The following is a 17,790-nucleotide window of genomic DNA, read 5'->3' on the forward strand; positions in this document are numbered from 1 at the left end:
AATTTTATTTTTAAAATAGAATGAGACAATATGAAAGGAGACAATCATAGATGGCTATAACAGACGTATTAAAAAATACATTTAATATTTCTCCTAAACCACCTCGTAAATTTATTGCAATTGACTTAGGGACAACAAATTCAATTGCTTACATTGGAGGAAGAGGGATTATTTATAATGAAGCATCAGTGATGGCTTATGAAACAGGAACTAAAAAACTAGTTTCCTTAGGGGAAAATGCTCGTAAATTAATAGGAAAAACACATGATAAAATTGAAATTTATACTCCCTTAAGAAACGGAGCAATTACTGATTTAAGAATTGCAGAAGAATTTATTCAACATATTGGAAACCGTGCCAAAGTTCAAGATGTTTGAAAAGACTCAATTGTCTTAATTGCATGTCCAAAAAGTGTTACCGAATTAGAACGCCGAGCAATGGTTGAAATGTGTAAACATTTAGGGGCTGATCTTGTTCAAGTTGAAGAAGATACCCTAATGGCTGCATTAGGAGCTGGTGCCAACATTTTCGCTCCAAAAGGAACATTTATTTTAGACATTGGTGGTGGTAAAACCAGCGCAGGAATTATCTCTGCCGGAGGAATTGTTGTAAGTAAATCAATTAAAATTGCAGGAAATTATATTGACGAGGAAATTTTAAAATATATTCGTGCAAAACATACTATCTCAATTGGAGTAATAACTGCTGAACAAATTAAAAAACAAATTGGTTCTTTATACAAAGGAAAAGAAACAAAAAAAATGGTAATCTTTGGTCGTGATGTAGTTACTGGAATGCCAAAAGAAACTGAAATCTTAGACTCTGAAATTAGAAAATTATTAATTAGTATTTTTTCTTCAATTACTCAATTAGTTACTGATATTTTAGAATCAACACCAGCTGAATTAGCCGGAGATGCAGTAATGAACGGGTTACTAGTTAGTGGTGGATGCGCACTAATTAGTGGATTGAAAGAATTTTTAGAAAGTTACTTCCAAATCCCAGTTAAAATTGCTAAAAATCCACAAACTGCTGTTATTGATGGGTGTATTGCTTATGAAAAAGAAATTAGAAATCGCTTAATTGAAGAAAATAAAAAAAATAAATAAATCACTTCATGTGATTTTTTTATTTCACGATATAATAATTAATATAAAATAATTATCAATAAAGGATGATTAATAAATGAAAAAGATCTTAACACTCTTAACTAGTTTAACTCTCACGAGTAGCTTAGCAAGTAATGTTACTAGTTGTTTAACCTTAGATAATCGAATTAAACAAGCTTTTACTAGTTGAACTTTTAATGCCAAAACTGATGCACCAATTTATGGTTCTGTTTTTCGAATTAATAAAGACCCCAATTGGTACTATTATTACTATTGGTTTATTCAACAACTATTGATTGCTTCCCAATTTAATTTAATTGATAAAACAATGTACCAACTAGTTTTAAGTGGTGATTGAAAATCCTTAGATCCTGGAACAATTAGTATTCATAATATTTCTCCAACATGATATCCAAGAGTCATTGATAGTTTAGAACGTGAAACTGACCCATTAAATAAAAATGATTTTAAATTAATTTACACTTATTTAACCATTTATAATCCGATCATTTTACAAGGTGGGTTATTAACTAATACTTATTCAAAAGAACATAGTTCAATTAAAATTGAATATAAAATTTCAACCAATAGTGCTATTGAAGCATATAAAAGTAAAATAAAAACAGATTATGAAAATTATTATAAACAAATAATAAATTTATATCCAGTGTTAAAAACATATATTTTAGATTTATCAACAGCTAATCAAACCATTAATGCGTTAGTAGACTCTTTAATTCATGTTGAAGTGGTATTATCCCCAAATTTTAACATTGCGTTAAATATTAACACTACTATTAATCCAATTTAATTATTGCTAATTTTAAAGATTCATTAATTTTTTGTTCAACTATAAGAATCATCAACAACAAAAATGCTAGGAACATTTCACTTTTAAAATAATTTTTATTATAATAATTTAAATTAAAATCTTCCAGAAGTTCTCTTGCTAAGAGCATTCTTTTTTTTTAAAATTTATGTTATAATTATAAAGTGTTGTATACTCTAATATCAGTGTATTAGAGTCTTGCAATCCATTTTTTACTGACATTAATAGGGAATTTTTTTAATGTTAGATATTGTTTATGTTTATACACATTGAAAAAGAAAAAGGGAGGAATTTTTACAATGGCAGGATTTAATAGCGGCAAAAGTAAAAAACCAACTTTCGTTTCAATGGACTTAGGAACTGCAAACACACTAGTGTATGTTTCAGGTTCAGGAGTAATTTATAACGAACCATCAATCGTAGCTTACAGAATAAAAGAAAACAGAATTATTGCTGTAGGGATCGAAGCTTATAAAATGATCGGAAAAGGTAACAAATCAATTCGTATTGTAAGGCCAATGGTTGACGGAGTTATTACTGATATTAGAGCAACTGAAGCTCAATTAAGATATATCTTCGGAAAATTACGTATCTCAAAACAACTAAAACACTCAATCATGCTATTAGCATGTCCAAGTGTTATTACTGAGCTAGAAAAAGCAGCGTTGAAAAAAATCGCGATGAACTTAGGAGCAACTAAAGTTTTCGTTGAAGAAGAAGTTAAAATGGCTGCCTTAGGTGGAGGAGTAGATATCTACAAACCTGCTGGTAACTTAGTTGTTGATATGGGTGGGGGAACAACAGATATTGCTGTTATTTCCTCAGGAGATATCGTATTATCTAAATCAGTAAAAGTTGCTGGAAACTATCTAAACGATGAAATGCAAAAATTCATTCGTTCACAATATGGATTAGAAATAGGATCAAAAACAGCTGAACAAATTAAAATTGAAATTGGTTCATTAGCAAAATACCCAGACGAAAGAAAAATGAAAGTTTATGGACGTGACGTCGTTTCAGGATTACCAAGAGAAATCGAAGTTACTCCAGAAGAAGTTAGAGAGGTATTAAAAGTACCGGTATCAAGAATTATTGACTTAACAGTCCAAGTATTAGAAGAAACACCACCAGAATTGGCAGGAGATATCTTCAAAAATGGAATCACAATTTGTGGAGGAGGAGCATTGATTAAGGGAATTGATCGTTACTTCACAGATACATTACAATTACCATCAAAAGTTGGTGAACAACCATTACTAGCGGTTATTAATGGTACTAAAAAATTCGAATCTGATATCTATGACATCTTACGTCAAGAACAAATGCATGTTAAAGAATTAGATTACTAAAAAGGATATATTTAGAAAAATTCGCTTTAATTAAAAATATAGAGGTTTTTTCTTGATATAATATTTAGAGAATATGTTAAGGAGGAAATTAACGTGAAACCAGAAAGACCATTTATCTCACTTGACTTGGGAACAGCTAACGTGTTAGCTTACGTTTCTGGTCAAGGGATTGTCTATAATGAACCATCATTAATGGCTTACGACACTAAAACCAATAAATTAATTGCTTTAGGGAAAGAAGCTTATGATATGATTGGAAAGACACACGACCAAATTAGAATGGTGACTCCCCTAGTTGATGGAGTTATCGCAGATATGGAAGCTGCACAAGATTTATTAAAACACGTTTTCTCAAGAATGAAAATGATGAATATTTGAAAAAATGCGGTAGTTTTACTAGCATGTCCAAGTGGAGTTACTGAATTAGAAAGAGAAGCTTTAAAAAACGTTGCCCAAGATATGGGAGCTGACTTAGTTATTATTGAAGAAGAAGCTAAAATGGCAGCAATTGGAGCTGGAATCAATATTGACTTACCACAAGGGAACTTAATCATTGATATTGGGGGAGGAACAACTGACTTAGCAATTATTTCATCAGGAGATATTGTAGTTGCTAGAAGTATTAAAGTTGCCGGAAATCACTTTGATGATGATATCCGTAAATATATTCGTTCAGAATATAACATTGCAATTGGGGAAAAAACTGCTGAAGATGTTAAAAAATACATCGGTTCATTAGTTAAATACCACAATGAACGTGCAATGCAAATTTATGGAAGAGACATTGTTTCAGGATTACCAAAAGAAGCTAAAATTAGTTCTGATGAAATTAGAAACGTTTTATTAAATGCCTTTTCTAAAATTACTGACTTAGTAATTGAATTACTAGAAAATACACCTCCGGAATTAGCAGGAGATATCATGCGTAATGGTATCACAATTTGTGGAGGAGGAGCATTAATTAGAAATATTGATAAATACTTCTTTGATATCTTCCAATTGCCAACAAGAACTGCTTCTGATCCGCTAATGTGTGTTATTGAAGGAACAAGAGCGTTTGAAAAAGTTATTAGAAAACGTATTGAAAACGGTTACTATAACTTCAATGACAAAGGATTATTAGCTGGCATTGGGAAGAAAAAATAATTAACAACATAAAATTAAAAAAACATTAGGTTAACCTAATGTTTTTTATTATTAATTCTTAATCAGTTATTCTTGAATGCCAAATACTTTTTTCCCATTCCGTGTAGTAACTCTAATCATTTCTTCAACCGGAATTTTTTTTAATTCTGCTAATTTTTTAACAGTATAAGTAATAAAACGAGGGTAATTTTTTTCACCACGATAAGGATCAGGTGTTAAATATGGCGCATCAGTTTCCACTAATAATTTATTTAATGGAATTAAACGGGCCACTTCCCGTAAATTTTCAGCATTTTTAAAAGTAATATTCCCGGCAAATGAAATATAAAATCCTAAATCTAAGAATTTTTGGGCCATGACAATATCCCCACCATAACAATGCATCACACCTTTAGTTACCTTTTCTTCTAATAGAATTTTAAAACAATCTTCGTAAGCATCACGACAATGAATTACCACTGGTAAATCATGTTCTTTTGCGATTTTGATTTGTTTACGGAATCATTCTTTTTGTAACTCGGGTGAAACATTTTTATGGTAATAATCTAAGCCAATTTCCCCAATTGCAATAACTTTACTGGCATTGCTTAATTCATTTAAACGTTGAATATCTGTTGAAGAATGACGAGCAACATCAGTAGGATGAATCCCGACCGTTGCATAAACACTATCATATTGTAAAGCTTGGCGGACTGCTGCTTCGCTTGATTTAATATCATATCCAACATTATTTAATAATACAACCCCACTAATTCTTGCCTCTTCAATAGTTTCTGATGTCTCATCGAAATTATATTCTTCTGACATTAAATGACAATGTGTATCAAAGATCCCAGCCATATATTTTTCCTCTTACTTTCCAAGACAATATTTACTAAACATTGTGTCTAGCAAATTATCATCGTAACTTTCTCCTAACAATTCTCCCAGTAGATTTCATGATTCATATAAATCAACATTAACAATATCAACAGGAAATCCAACTGTACTATTATTATATGCATTTTTCAAAGATTTTTCTACATTCTCAAGGATAGAAATTTGTTTTATATTGCTTAAAATAATTGTGTCATCCTTAAATAACTGATCAGTACTAAACAATTCATTAATCTTATTAATTAAGGGTTTAATATCGCGTCTAATTGCCGCAATTTCAATTTGGTGATCCGCTGGGAAGTGATATTGGTGATGAGGATTTAAATCAATTTTATTAATAATAATAATTCGTTTTTTATTTTTTGTTAACTCTAATAATTCTTGTTCTTCTAGTGATAAAGAACGCGTACTATCAAATACTAGTAATACTAAATCAGCTAAGGTAATTTGTTTTTTCGCTTTATTAATTCCAATTTGTTCAATTTCATTATCGGTTGTGCGAATTCCAGCTGTATCAGTAAGATTTAAAGTTAAGTTTCCAATATTAACCCGTCCTTCAACAATGTCTCGGGTTGTTCCAGGGGTATCAGAAACAATTGCTTTATCTTCGTTTAGTAATGCGTTTAAAAGCGATGACTTACCAACATTAGGTTGTCCTAAGATTACTAAATTAACCCCATCATTTACTACTTTACCAATTTTACTTAAAGCGATAATTTCCGCAACTTTATTAGATAAAACCTTCAACTTTTCATGGAGTTCACCAACAGTTAAGTCACCGACCCCATCATATTCAGGATAATCAATATTTACCTCAATATTAGCGATAATATCTAGCAAATCATTCCGAAAATTATTAATAACACTAATATTCTTATTTTGTAAATTACTAATCGCAATTTTAGCACTCTGGTCATTTGTGGCATGGACAAGATCATTAATGGCTTCGGCTTGAATTAAGTTAATTTTGCCATTTAAAAAAGCTCGTTGGGAAAATTCCCCCCGGTTAGCTAAACGAGCACCATTTTTTAACAATAACTTTAAAATTTTATTAGTAATATAGACTCCCCCGTGGCAGTTTATTTCAATTACATCTTCTCCCGTAAAAGAATTAGGAGTTTCAAAACACATTAATAAAACTTGATCTAATGTTTCTTCACCATCTTTAATAAAACCATAATGAATTTCATTTTTATGGGGTTTAACTACTTTCGAAAAAATCTTATTAATAATAGGAAAAGCGTCTGGTCCCGAAAGACGAATTATTGAAATTGCTTGGTTCATCATACTTGTTGCTGGTGCAACAATTGTGTCATTAATCATTTTAATCACCCTTTTAACATAACAAATTATACCAAAAATAAACAATAAATTCGGTGCAATTATTTGAATAAAATTTTATTTTATTGATAAAATAAAAATAAAAATAAAAGTAAATTATTTATCATAAATAGAAAGCGAAAATTTAACATGAAGAAAATCTTGGGTTTGGTCGGAGCAATAACTTTTATAACATCTATAACTACGAATATGATATCTTGCAACAATCATGCAACAAGTAATAATTTAATAAACTTAGAAGATGTGTTAACAGTAACCGATTTAGGAAAAATTCCGGCCATAATTCCGGATGTTATTTTAATATATATTAAAGCGAAAAATCCAAAAGTAGTTATTACTGAACTTTTTGTATTCCTTGATTCAAATGTCAAAGAATATGCCAAAGTGCATATCAAAGGAAATTCAAAAATATATCACTAATTAGCAACCGGAAATGAAATCATTGTTCTTTTTTAACAATGCTAACATGCTAACATTTTTACAAATAAAATCGTTTACTTAGTTGTTTTATATTTAATAATAATTTTTTTATCATCACTATTATTAATTTTAATTGATTTTGAAGTTAAGTGGGTAAAACGACTAATAACCTGGTGAACTATTTTACGTTTTTCAAGTGGTAAGGCAGGAAGAATTAATTCATTTTTAGTTTGCACCACTTCATTGGCTCATTTATTAATTAAAAGTAAAAACTCATTTTTAATATTTTGCAACTGAATATTTAAATAAAAATTATTTTGAAATTTTCGACTAATATAAACATGCATTAAATTAGTTAAAATTTCAACTAAATTGTCATAACTATCATTCTGCTGACAAAACAAAATCCGAATGTTAATAGTTCGGCTTTTAACGGAAAAAAACATTTCACTATTGTTGATTAGTAAAATGTTTTGGAAAATACCCCGTAACCATTGGTCAACAACGGTAGTGACATCTTGAATCTGATAAATTAATACAGTAATTTTTTTGCTAAAAAATTTTTTAACTGTATTTTCAACATTATAATAATGTTTATCAGATAAAGTATTTAAATATTTTTTAATTTCTTCATAGTTTTTAAATATTTTAATCATCATCGTTATTTTTTGTCTCTTTTTTTATTCTTATTGTGTAAAGAAAATTTTGTTTTATTTTTATTTTTAGGAGCAATCGGATTATAAGGAACCTGATCACCCGTTTTGGTTTTTTTCTTTGGAGTAACATGAATCGTTTCCGCACTTGTAGTTTGGTAAACATTTTTCTTTTTAAACAACCCTTTAATTTTTTGGAAAATCATGTTTTTATCTTTACCTTTTTTACGTTTACGAACCCGTAAGTAATGGAACCCAAGGGTTTGTAAAATTTGAATAAACGCTGAGAAAATCCAGTAGATAGCTACCCCTGCCGCAATACTAATTGTAACAATGAAGAAGACAATAATCATTACCCCTTGCATAATAAATTGTTTCTTGCGGGCTTTTTTCTGCTCTTTGGAAATAGCTTTGGTTTTCTTTAGGTTTAAGATGGTTGACAATAACATTGATACAATTTGAATTGGTAAATATACAAATAAAATAACTAAATAAATGTAATGACCACTCGTAATCATATCTCACGGTTTTTCAATTAAAGAAACTTGGCCAATAGTTGCCATTTTTAAGTCCCGTGCTGATTTAACCACGGTATACATCGCAATCAAGAACGGAATCGATAAGAAGGATGATCCAATTGTTGACAGCGGTGAAACCCCTTCCTTCCGATAAAGTTGCATCATTTCCATTTGTTGCTTTTGTTTTACCGTAGGTTCTTTTGAGCCCTTATATTTTGCCTGAATTTCAGCTTGCTTAATTTGTAATAATTGCATTTTATCTTGGTTTTTCTGTGCTTTTCAACTAAACATTAAGGTAATTAACCGCACCATTAATGAGGTAATAAAGATCGCCCCAATAATTCCTGCTCCGTTTGATAAACCACCAAAACCATCAATAATTTTAACCATTATCCAGGCAACCGGGAATACGAAACAACCATAGAAAGGAGACTGGGTCTTTGTAAAGGCTTCGGATCATGTTTGAATTCCTAAATATGAATATTCATAGATTTTTCCATCAACAATATGGAAGAAATGTTCTTTCCCCACATTAACCGTTCCCACTAAGATTTCAAAGAAAACCCCGGGTTTATAAACAGATTGGCCAGTAACATCAGTAATTTGTCACACGTTAAATTTACTTACCATCATCTGTCCACAGCCTCATAACATTGAAAGTAATAAAAATAAATATAAAATTAGCTTAGTCCACTTTCAGGTGATTGAGTATCAAGGCTTACGGTTTTTCTTCCCATCAGCAAAGATATAATCTCGGTAGTTCACAAAGTCCCCTCCTTTTCTATTTAATAATACTGTTTAAAAGTATGTTCTTATTATCTTCATAACTATTATTAAAATAATTCTTTCGAACAATAATTATATAATCATAACTATGAGAGGTGCTATAATCTATATTTAACATACTGCGAATTTGCCTTTTTATTTTATTTCTTATAACCGCATTACCTAATTTTTTACCAACCGAGATTCCGAATCGATGATAAGTTAAGTTATTCTTTTTATAATAAATAAAATATTCATTTGTTTTTAAAAGAGAACCCTTATTAATAATATTTTGAAATTCATGATTTTTCTTAACAGTAAATTTTTTTTTCACTATTGTAAAACCACAAAAATAAAGTAGTCAAAAAGCATTAGGCTGATAATACTTTTCTTCCTTTTGTTCTTCTTCTACTTAATACTTTTCTTCCTGATTCTGATTGCATTCTAGCTCTAAAACCATGAGTTCTTTTATGCTTAATTTTGCTTGGTTGTCATGTTCTTTTGATAAATAAGCACCTCCTTAATACATTAAGACATCATATAAATAATATAATAATTGTTGAAAAATATCAACGAAAATATTATGTTTTGTCTAAAAATTATTTAAAAATTACTAGATTTCTGAATTATTTTTTATCATAATAAAATATTTTATAAAAATAATTTTGTAAAATATTCCCAATATTATTGAAAATTAAAGAAAAATAGTTAATATAAAGGTAAATAAATATAGCAAATCTTTATTTTATTTATTGAAGAGAGGAGAACGGTTACATATGAAAAAGCTTTTATATATTAGTATGTGTGCAGCAATGTTAGGAAGTACTCCTAGTGATAAATTTTTTCTTTTTTTGTAAAAAATATCTTAGTTTATTGTTTTAAATTATAATATTATTAAGTAAATCAAAGAAAATTTTAGTAATATTGAAGAACAGGATAATTCTGTTCAGTTGCAAAAAATAGAGAAACACAATATTTCAGGACTTGTTTTAGCACCAATTAGAAACCTTGTGACCCTACTATGGTGATCCTGCTGAAATAGTATCTTACCAAATTTGACCACTATTAGCTCAACAAAATAAAATTTTTGCTGACAAAACACATTTTGAAGATTTTTGAAAAGATATTATAATGCCAAAACCAGATTACTACAGTGATTTTCTTTTGCAAATTACCGCAAAAACTAATGATGAATTATATACTGGTACCGTCCATGTCTTAGTAATGTTAGATAACATTACTGATTTAGGAAATATTATTCTTAAACCAATTACAGTAAGCAATTTAACAGATAATGATAAGCCTATCTTAAAAGACCTTATATACAAAATTAGGTGAAGAAAATCCAGAAAGTATTGATATTGTCAAATATTTTAGAAACCATGAAATGGAATTTCAAATTATTGGTAATAGTTATACAATTCCAGCTCCTAATGAAGACAAGACAAAAAATATTTCGTTATGATAACTGACTTATCTATCAGTAAATATTTTATAGAAACTACTAGTTTTTCTGTAGTTTTAAAAGTGACTGATAAATATCCAGAAATTGATTTAACTAAATTCCAATCATTATTTGATAATAATGCAAATGCATTACAATTACCAATTGATTTGGATAATATTACAAAAAAATATCCCTGAAACTTTATTACAAGAATTAATTTTAGGAATTAAAAATTCAACAATAAATTATTATCAATATGGGTTAGATTCTTTATATAGTTTTTTCGTTGAAAAAAATACTAATTTTAGTGCATATATCAGACCATTTAGCACGATGTTAAAAAATAATGCCATTAAAATTTTTCTTATTGCAAATAAATGGATTATTCAATGAGATGATTTAAAAACATATAATGTTCATGATTGGTATAATTTATATGCTAATCAGAATACAACAGGAATTGATTTTAGCATTCAAATAATTACAACTGGACACTAAAGCAAGGAATTTTAGAAAATAAAATGTTAACAATCCCGTAAATTCTGGTTATGATTTTAGGACTGATTATAATACTTTAGAGATTGGAAAATATAGTGAAAACCTATATGATTATGTTATAGATCAAGTTATTATGAAATTAAATTCTAAGTTTGAATTTTATATAATTCTGCTGATCCAATATTTAACAATAAAAATATTGATAAATATATTAGAATTGATGCTAAATTAAATAATAACAATTGATAATTCTTATGTAACAATTAATAAAACAGAAAATACAAAACAAAATTGATTAAATAACGTAAAACTAGGAAATACAAGTGGAAAATCTAACCAAATTATTTCTGATGGTAAATTTAAATCATCTTTCAAATTAAAATTTCGGCTAATTGCAAAATTAGAATCTATACAAAATAAAATTTTTCAAAATACTTCTATTAAATTAGGAAAACAAAACGATTATGCTAAATTAACAGAAAATCAAATTACTAATCCTAATATTAATTGAAATATAACTTTTAGTGATGATACTACAACTATGAATTTCAAAAGATTTATAGATTTAGGAACGGAACATATGTATAACATTAATGAAGATAGTAATTTTAAATCAATTTCAAAAGAAATAATTATTAAAAAATTAATTGATCAACATTTTTTACAACTACAATTTGAAAGAACAGCAGATAAATTTTTAAAAATAGCAAAAATTAATAGTGATATTATAGAGACAAAAATTGAATGGGGTGCATGTATGACAACTCAATTAGGACATTACTGACAAGACTATAAAAAATAACAACCTATGAAATTAGTATCACTGGCAAAAGTGATGAAATTCAAATAAAAATAACTGGAATATACTCAATGGTGGAAAATGGCAGCAAACTAATTTTATTTTGTAAAAAATAAGAAAATAAAATATGACTCATATTAATTTATGAGTTATATTTTATTGTTTTTTCAGGAATTAAATTATAAAATAGTGGAATTGTCATCTCCCCAGCTCAACAATTAACAAAATTAGAACTATGAAAATACTTTGTAAATAATTTAATAGCATCTTCCATTAATTTAGTGCCTTTTTTAAGATATATCTATTTGGTTCAATTAAATCTTCATCAATAATTCCTTCACGAATTGCTCATGGAGAAAAATAAATTCCTGTTCTAACTCTGTGAGCTGCAGAAACATCCTTATAAAAATTAGATGTCCCAACATATGTGTTATTAGATCATCCTTCAAAAGATTCAATTTCATATCAAAAACCAATTCTTTGATTTTCAAACTTATCAGGTACTCAGTAAGCCCTCCTTTGTTTATTTTTGTCAAACTGGGCTCAACCCGCTCAATTTCAGCTTCAATATTAAAGATCATCGATGATCTGATCTTTAATATAATCTGGATATTATTTATAAATATCAAAATCATTAAGATAATTACTAAAAGCACAATTTGTTTTATTATCTAAAATATTTAAAATTTGTCCAGTAAAATAATATGTTAAACGTAAATTAGCATTGTCAAAATAAGCATCTGCTGGATTTTCAAAATAAAGTGGAACATAAGTATATTTATTATATACATAATCAATAATAGTATTTGGATTATAGGGCAAATCAATTATAATACTACCATTCCAAGGACCAAAAAGATTTTTATCATTGAAATATACTATTTGTGACATTTCTTAGATGTATTTTTCTAATTGTAAATATTTTTCTTGATAATATTTTTCCGCAATGATTTCTTGACAGGAAGGATCTTCATTGTTACCAAACTTTGGTCTTTGGGAATGACAACTGATAACGGGTAATATTAAAGTTGTAGTTAAACATAGGAAAGTTAAAATCTTAAATAAATTTTTCATAAAAACCCTCCTTTTAATTATATAATACATCAAAAATAAATCTAATTATTATCAATAAACTAAGATATTTTTTACAAAAAAAGAAAAAATTCATCTTTAAGTTAAACTAAAGATGAATCATAAAATCTTATTTTGTATAATTTGGTGGCTGTTTAACAATTGTAATATCGTGGGGATGTGATTCTTTTAAACCATTGTTTGAAATTTCAACAAATTCAGCAGTTTTTTGTAAAGCGAGAATGTCTTTAGCACCACAATAACCAAAACCACTGCGCAGACCACCAACAAATTGGAAGAGAATATCACTAACTTTTCCTTTTAAAAGAACTCGTCCTTCGACTCCTTCGGGAACTAGTTTTTTATCTTTATTTTGGAAATAGCGATCAGCACTTCCCCGTTTCATAGCAACCAGTGAGCCCATCCCCATATATATTTTGTATTTTTTCCCATCAATTATTAACTCTTCACCGGGTGCTTCATCACTTGAAGCAAAAATTGAGCCCATCATAACGGCGTTAGCACCGGCTGCTAAAGCTTTAACAACATCACCAGAATATTTAATACCCCCATCCGCAATGACTGGGATATCTTTTTCTTTTGCAACTTCATAAACATTATTAATTGCACTAATTTGGGGCACACCAACTCCAGCGATAACCCGGGTTGTACAAATGCTACCTGGGCCAATCCCCACTTTTAAAGCACTAGCACCAGCATTAATTAAATCTAAGGCTGCTTGTTTGGTCACAATATTTCCCGCAATAATATCTAACTGTGGATACTTAGTTCGAATCTTCTTAACCATTGCAATAATACCATTACTATGTCCATGGGCAGAGTCAACAACAATAACATCAACATGACTAGCAACAAGTGCATCGACACGTTCTAAAGTTTCTGGACCAACTCCCACAGCGGCCCCAACTCTTAATCTTCCTTGGTCATCTTTACAAGCAAAGGGATATTCTTCTTTATTATTAATATCCTTAATCGTAATTAACCCGGTTAAAACATTATCATCATTAATAATTGGTAATTTTTCAATCCGGTTTTTTAACAAAATTTCTTTGGCAACTTCTAGACTAATATTTTCTTTGGTTGTTACTAAATTTTGAGAAGTCATATAATTAGCGACCGGCTCATTAAAATCTTGGCAAGCTCTGATATCACGGTTGGTAATAATTCCTAATAATTTTTTATTTTCATCAACGACTGGTAATCCAGAAATACGGTATTGCGCCATAATTTTTTCAGCTTCGTTAATATTAGCTGTTGGAGATAACGTAATGGGATCAATAATAAAACCCGATTCATTGCGTTTTACTTTTTCAACTTCTTCCACTTGTTGTTGAATTGTTAAGTTTTTATGAATAATCCCAATTCCTCCTTCCCGAGCAAGGGCAATTGCCATTTTAGATTCGGTCACGGTGTCCATTGCCGCTGATAAAAAAGGAATATTTAAAGTAATATTCTTTGTTAATTTGGTTGCTAAATTTACTTGGTTTGGTAAGACTTCTGATTTTTGGGGGACAAGAAGTAAATCATCAAATGTATAAGTTTTTCTAATTTTCATTTTACACATCACCTTTCTTTTTTTATTCAAACCTACCCATTATAAAACTAAAAAATTACATGTAAAATAAAAATTACATAATTTTACCATAGTAATTAATTTACGGTTAATTGTAGAAACACTAGACCATATTACTAGCTTATATAGGTATCCGATATTAAATTAGGTAAATTATAACAAAATAAAAAATAAATAAAATAAAAAATTAGTAATTCTCATTACTAATTTTAAAGTCAAATTACACTGTGATTGTCATTGTAATAACTGGGTTAAAAGTTTTATCGACAACAGTTTTTCCTTGATCATTTTTTTTATAAGTTAAAACTGTTAAAGTCATTTTAATTATATATCCTTCTTGTAAAGGCGTTTTATTAGTATCAGTAATATATAAAGTTACATCCTTACCTTCTTTATCTTTGATAGTAACTGGCACTTCTCATTTAACACTTTCACATTGGTGTAAATATTCAGCTATTTTTGTATTTTGAATATTATACCCATCAGCTATTGTTTATTTGTTATTAATTGAAGCTAATGTACTAATTAAATAACCTAAAACATCTTTGTCTAAACCTCAGCTAGCTGAATTATCTTTTGTAATTTTATTTAATTCTGCTAAACTTGTTTGAAATATTTTACCATCTAAAGTTGATGGATTTTTTTCTGATGGCTTTCCCCCATTACATGAAACAACTAATTAAGCACCAGTTGCTGTTAAAACAACATCTCCTAGGATCGCTTAAAAGCTTTTTTATTGATTTTTTTCTCCTTTTGTTTTTAAAAAAAATATATATCTTTCTTATTTTCTTAAAAATTAAAATTATTATTTTTAACTGTTTGTCAAAAATTACTACTAAAGTTTTGTAACATATCATCAGATAATTTATTATCTAGTTTAAACTGGTATTTATCTGATTTTAGCATTTGATAAATTAAGTTACTAATTTATTGATCACCTTTAACATAAATTCGTCGGTCTAAAAATAAATTGGAAATGTCATAATAAAATAGTTTATTAAAAGTAAGTTGATAACCAAAACTAGTTTTATTTAACATATTACTCTGAGAAGGGGGATTAAGCGGATCAGTTTCAAATTGAATTAACTGTTTTTCATTATTAATAGTAGTAGTCCATAAATTTAAATAATAAAATTTATTTTGTTGAACATTAAGCGGCAATTTATTTCAATTAAAACCATCCATATTAATTTCTAATTTCTCACTATTGACTTGGTCAGTTGCAACATAAAAGCCAGTTTTAGAAATCGGATATGGGATCATGGATAAATTATAAAGATAAGTATAACTTAGATTATTATAAACTTTCCCAACAATAAAATTATGAGCAAAACCAAACTTATTATAAACATTATTAACAAGATCATTATTAGTTTTAACTGGATCATCTTTAACAATATTTAATCCATAGTTTGGCATTAAACTAATAAGTGGCATCATTAATAATAAGATTAATTTTCAATAATTATTAATTCGTGGCATTATATCACGCCCATTCCAGAAAAACCAAGAAGATTATCATTTTGATCAGTTACAAAACCAATATAGGTATTAAGATTCATCTGATATTTTTTAATCATTGTGAAAAAGGTCTCATCAAAATTAGAAAATTATTGTTTAGTTCATAAAATATTTATTAATTCACTTTTTTGGTCAGTAGTTAACTTACTCCTAGTAGTATCACTCAAAAAATCATTCGTTATTGCAGTGGTAAAATCTGCTTTATTTAGTATGCATACTATAATCATAGATTAATTCAGCCGCTGGGGAATTTTTTAATTGGGCATTTCTTTCTAATGAAAAACTTCATGCATATCATCCAACAGTGGTGTCTGCCGAGATATTAGAATTTACTCAAATAAAATATTAGTAGAAGAACTATCAGTAATTGTAAAAAGCGAATTTAATACAAATTCTGATAATGTTAGTTGGTTCATTCACAATAACTGATATGAGGATAGATGTTGTTGTACATCAAGTGATAATTTATCTTTAATCTGATTAGTATTATCAACTAACTGACCATCATCGACCACACTATAAGCAGTTTTAACAATCGGATTATTATTTGTGTACAAACTATTTAAATCAAATGTATAAATCCGATTACCAAAAGCAGAATAATTAGCAATTAAACTAGTCCCATTCAGTAGTTTATTTTCCGCAGTATTAAATCATTTTAAAATTTCAGTATTAGGAGCTTCCGCACTAATAGGCGAATTACGAATCAGATTTGAATGATAAATACTTGGGGTTAATCCAATAATATTTGTTTCTCAGCAATATTAATAACCTTTTCATGTTATCACTTCCTTAAGAATTATAAACAGTATAATAACCAACGACACTATTGCTACCTGTCGAAATAATAATTGCCAAACTACAATCACTAACATTTCTAATATTAGCTTCCCAATTAAAAACTTGTCCGTTATTCATGGAATTTGCTATTATTGGTGCTAAATAAATAACTTGATCAACGGTAAAAAGCAAATCTTTAAAATCATTTAATAAAATATTTTCACAATCTAAAATATAATCCTGGCAAGTAATTAATTTTTTTAAATAATAATTTTTATACGCATAGTAAAATGTTCATAATAATTGTGATGTTTTATCCTCAGTGTGCGGAAGACTAAATTCATAGCGAGCCTCTTGGTTACCAGTAATATTAATAACATCATAACCATTTTCGTGGTCTTCGTTAAAAGAATTATCCTCAGTTTGGGGAATTGTTATACTAAATTCTTTTTTGATATCAATAATTTGTGTAAACATTGCATTATAATATTCAATTTTATTTTCAACCAAATGCAGTTGGTAAACTATTTTAATTTAAATGACAATCATCAATTATTAATAATTGATCATTATTAACTTCAAAAATTGTTTTAATCATATTAATTTGATTAGCAGTGAAAGTAGGGAGTAAAACATTTTTAATCACTGTTAAATCATAGGTAACATAATGACTTGACCCATTACGAAGATCAGTATTAAAAATAATATTACAATTATCATCGGTTGTTCCAAAGTGATTATTTAATAAGTTCACAGTACTTTTAATCGAAGGACTATTAGTTTTAAAATTATTATTGCCAATTCAACCCCCACCCAAAATTGGGAGAGTGAGAATGGTTAGTAGGATTTTTTTCATAAAAATAAACTTTAATTAAATTATTGTGGTCATACATGTACTAACACAACAAATAAAATAATTTCAAAACCAATCCCGAGCCCAGCATCAATGGCAGCAAAAATTTCGGCATAAATTCAGAAAATGATTACTACAACTCCAATAATAAGGCCAGTCACCCCTAAGGCTAATGCGCCTAATATTCTACTAATGATTGAACAATGGTAGCTAAAGCACAT

At 28.4% G+C, this 17,790-nt stretch carries 23 protein-coding genes and 1 riboswitch; of the genes, 8 read left to right on the forward strand and 15 right to left on the reverse strand.

Annotated elements, in window-relative coordinates:
* Positions 1–50 precede the first annotated feature (50 nt).
* The 4 genes from mreB (P344_RS05705) (at position 51) to mreB (P344_RS05720) (ending at position 4,433) form a co-directional block, all read left to right on the forward strand.
* Entirely contained in the window at positions 51–1,109 is a 1,059-nt protein-coding gene (gene mreB, locus P344_RS05705; protein ID WP_025317914.1) for a rod shape-determining protein, read from the forward strand.
* A gap of 76 nt (positions 1,110–1,185) precedes the next feature.
* Complete coding sequence (locus P344_RS05710; protein WP_025317915.1) at positions 1,186–1,920, forward strand: hypothetical protein; 735 nt, start codon at positions 1,186–1,188, stop codon at positions 1,918–1,920.
* Positions 1,921–2,237: 317 nt separating this feature from the next.
* Positions 2,238–3,287: a rod shape-determining protein gene (gene mreB, locus P344_RS05715; protein ID WP_025317916.1), complete on the forward strand. Its 1,050-nt coding sequence runs from the start codon at positions 2,238–2,240 to the stop codon at positions 3,285–3,287.
* A gap of 93 nt (positions 3,288–3,380) precedes the next feature.
* Positions 3,381–4,433, forward strand: a complete 1,053-nt coding sequence (mreB, locus tag P344_RS05720) for a rod shape-determining protein (protein ID WP_025317917.1) — start codon at positions 3,381–3,383, stop codon at positions 4,431–4,433.
* Positions 4,434–4,499: 66 nt separating this feature from the next.
* Here the strand turns inward: mreB (P344_RS05720) and P344_RS05725 are convergent, their stop codons facing one another.
* Positions 4,500–5,273 carry a TatD family hydrolase gene (locus tag P344_RS05725; protein WP_025317918.1) on the reverse strand — a complete coding sequence of 258 codons (774 nt, stop codon included), beginning with the start codon at positions 5,271–5,273 and terminating at the stop codon, positions 4,500–4,502.
* A gap of 12 nt (positions 5,274–5,285) precedes the next feature.
* Entirely contained in the window at positions 5,286–6,632 is a 1,347-nt protein-coding gene (gene mnmE / locus P344_RS05730) for a tRNA uridine-5-carboxymethylaminomethyl(34) synthesis GTPase MnmE (protein WP_025317919.1), read from the reverse strand.
* Between the two features lie 147 nt (positions 6,633–6,779).
* On the opposite strand from mnmE, the gene P344_RS05735 reads away from it, so the two are divergent.
* Complete coding sequence (locus tag P344_RS05735) at positions 6,780–7,070, forward strand: hypothetical protein (protein WP_025317920.1); 291 nt, start codon at positions 6,780–6,782, stop codon at positions 7,068–7,070.
* 74 nt (positions 7,071–7,144) lie between these two features.
* On the opposite strand, the gene P344_RS05740 is transcribed toward P344_RS05735, so the two are convergent.
* From P344_RS05740 to rpmH, 4 genes are read right to left on the reverse strand one after another with little or no spacing between them, the layout of a single operon-like run.
* Entirely contained in the window at positions 7,145–7,729 is a 585-nt protein-coding gene (locus tag P344_RS05740; protein ID WP_025317921.1) for a hypothetical protein, read from the reverse strand.
* A 2-nt stretch (positions 7,730–7,731) separates the two neighbouring features.
* Positions 7,732–9,006, reverse strand: a complete 1,275-nt coding sequence (yidC, locus tag P344_RS05745) for a membrane protein insertase YidC (RefSeq protein WP_025317922.1) — start codon at positions 9,004–9,006, stop codon at positions 7,732–7,734.
* A 16-nt stretch (positions 9,007–9,022) separates the two neighbouring features.
* On the reverse strand, positions 9,023–9,340 hold the full coding sequence (gene rnpA, locus P344_RS05750; RefSeq protein ID WP_025317923.1) for a ribonuclease P protein component: 318 nt from the start codon (positions 9,338–9,340) through the stop codon (positions 9,023–9,025).
* Between the two features lie 37 nt (positions 9,341–9,377).
* Positions 9,378–9,512 (reverse strand): 50S ribosomal protein L34, encoded by a 135-nt coding sequence (rpmH, locus tag P344_RS06420; protein WP_081717420.1) that lies wholly within the window; start codon positions 9,510–9,512, stop codon positions 9,378–9,380.
* Between the two features lie 502 nt (positions 9,513–10,014).
* On the opposite strand from rpmH, the gene P344_RS05755 reads away from it, so the two are divergent.
* From P344_RS05755 to P344_RS05760, 3 genes are all read left to right on the forward strand, one after another.
* Positions 10,015–10,383, forward strand: a complete 369-nt coding sequence (locus P344_RS05755) for a hypothetical protein (RefSeq protein WP_025317924.1) — start codon at positions 10,015–10,017, stop codon at positions 10,381–10,383.
* A gap of 232 nt (positions 10,384–10,615) precedes the next feature.
* Positions 10,616–10,951, forward strand: a complete 336-nt coding sequence (locus tag P344_RS06920) for a hypothetical protein (RefSeq protein WP_148552345.1) — start codon at positions 10,616–10,618, stop codon at positions 10,949–10,951.
* Positions 10,952–11,531: 580 nt separating this feature from the next.
* Complete coding sequence (locus tag P344_RS05760) at positions 11,532–11,753, forward strand: hypothetical protein (protein WP_025317926.1); 222 nt, start codon at positions 11,532–11,534, stop codon at positions 11,751–11,753.
* Positions 11,754–12,362: 609 nt separating this feature from the next.
* On the opposite strand, the gene P344_RS05770 is transcribed toward P344_RS05760, so the two are convergent.
* From P344_RS05770 to P344_RS05810, 9 genes are all read right to left on the reverse strand, one after another.
* Entirely contained in the window at positions 12,363–12,641 is a 279-nt protein-coding gene (locus tag P344_RS05770; protein ID WP_025317928.1) for a hypothetical protein, read from the reverse strand.
* 3 nt (positions 12,642–12,644) lie between these two features.
* Complete coding sequence (locus P344_RS05775) at positions 12,645–12,824, reverse strand: hypothetical protein (RefSeq protein ID WP_025317929.1); 180 nt, start codon at positions 12,822–12,824, stop codon at positions 12,645–12,647.
* Between the two features lie 127 nt (positions 12,825–12,951).
* On the reverse strand, positions 12,952–14,397 hold the full coding sequence (gene guaB, locus P344_RS05780) for an IMP dehydrogenase (RefSeq protein ID WP_081717413.1): 1,446 nt from the start codon (positions 14,395–14,397) through the stop codon (positions 12,952–12,954).
* A 69-nt stretch (positions 14,398–14,466) separates the two neighbouring features.
* A riboswitch (purine riboswitch) is annotated at positions 14,467–14,564 on the reverse strand.
* A 71-nt stretch (positions 14,565–14,635) separates the two neighbouring features.
* Positions 14,636–14,830, reverse strand: a complete 195-nt coding sequence (locus P344_RS05785; RefSeq protein ID WP_025317931.1) for a hypothetical protein — start codon at positions 14,828–14,830, stop codon at positions 14,636–14,638.
* A 512-nt stretch (positions 14,831–15,342) separates the two neighbouring features.
* Positions 15,343–15,897 (reverse strand): hypothetical protein, encoded by a 555-nt coding sequence (locus tag P344_RS05790; RefSeq protein ID WP_025317932.1) that lies wholly within the window; start codon positions 15,895–15,897, stop codon positions 15,343–15,345.
* Between the two features lie 368 nt (positions 15,898–16,265).
* Positions 16,266–16,493 carry a hypothetical protein gene (locus P344_RS05795; RefSeq protein ID WP_025317933.1) on the reverse strand — a complete coding sequence of 76 codons (228 nt, stop codon included), beginning with the start codon at positions 16,491–16,493 and terminating at the stop codon, positions 16,266–16,268.
* Between the two features lie 235 nt (positions 16,494–16,728).
* Positions 16,729–17,193: a hypothetical protein gene (locus P344_RS05800; RefSeq protein ID WP_156028602.1), complete on the reverse strand. Its 465-nt coding sequence runs from the start codon at positions 17,191–17,193 to the stop codon at positions 16,729–16,731.
* Positions 17,194–17,245: 52 nt separating this feature from the next.
* Positions 17,246–17,572 carry a hypothetical protein gene (locus P344_RS05805; RefSeq protein WP_025331919.1) on the reverse strand — a complete coding sequence of 109 codons (327 nt, stop codon included), beginning with the start codon at positions 17,570–17,572 and terminating at the stop codon, positions 17,246–17,248.
* 20 nt (positions 17,573–17,592) lie between these two features.
* Positions 17,593–17,730 (reverse strand): hypothetical protein, encoded by a 138-nt coding sequence (locus P344_RS05810; RefSeq protein ID WP_169728181.1) that lies wholly within the window; start codon positions 17,728–17,730, stop codon positions 17,593–17,595.
* Between the last annotated feature and the right edge of the window lie 60 nt (positions 17,731–17,790).

The sequence above is a fragment of the Spiroplasma mirum ATCC 29335 genome, assembly GCF_000565195.1.
In the GTDB taxonomy this organism is placed as follows: Bacteria; Bacillota_I; Bacilli_A; order Mycoplasmatales; family Mycoplasmataceae; genus Spiroplasma; species Spiroplasma mirum.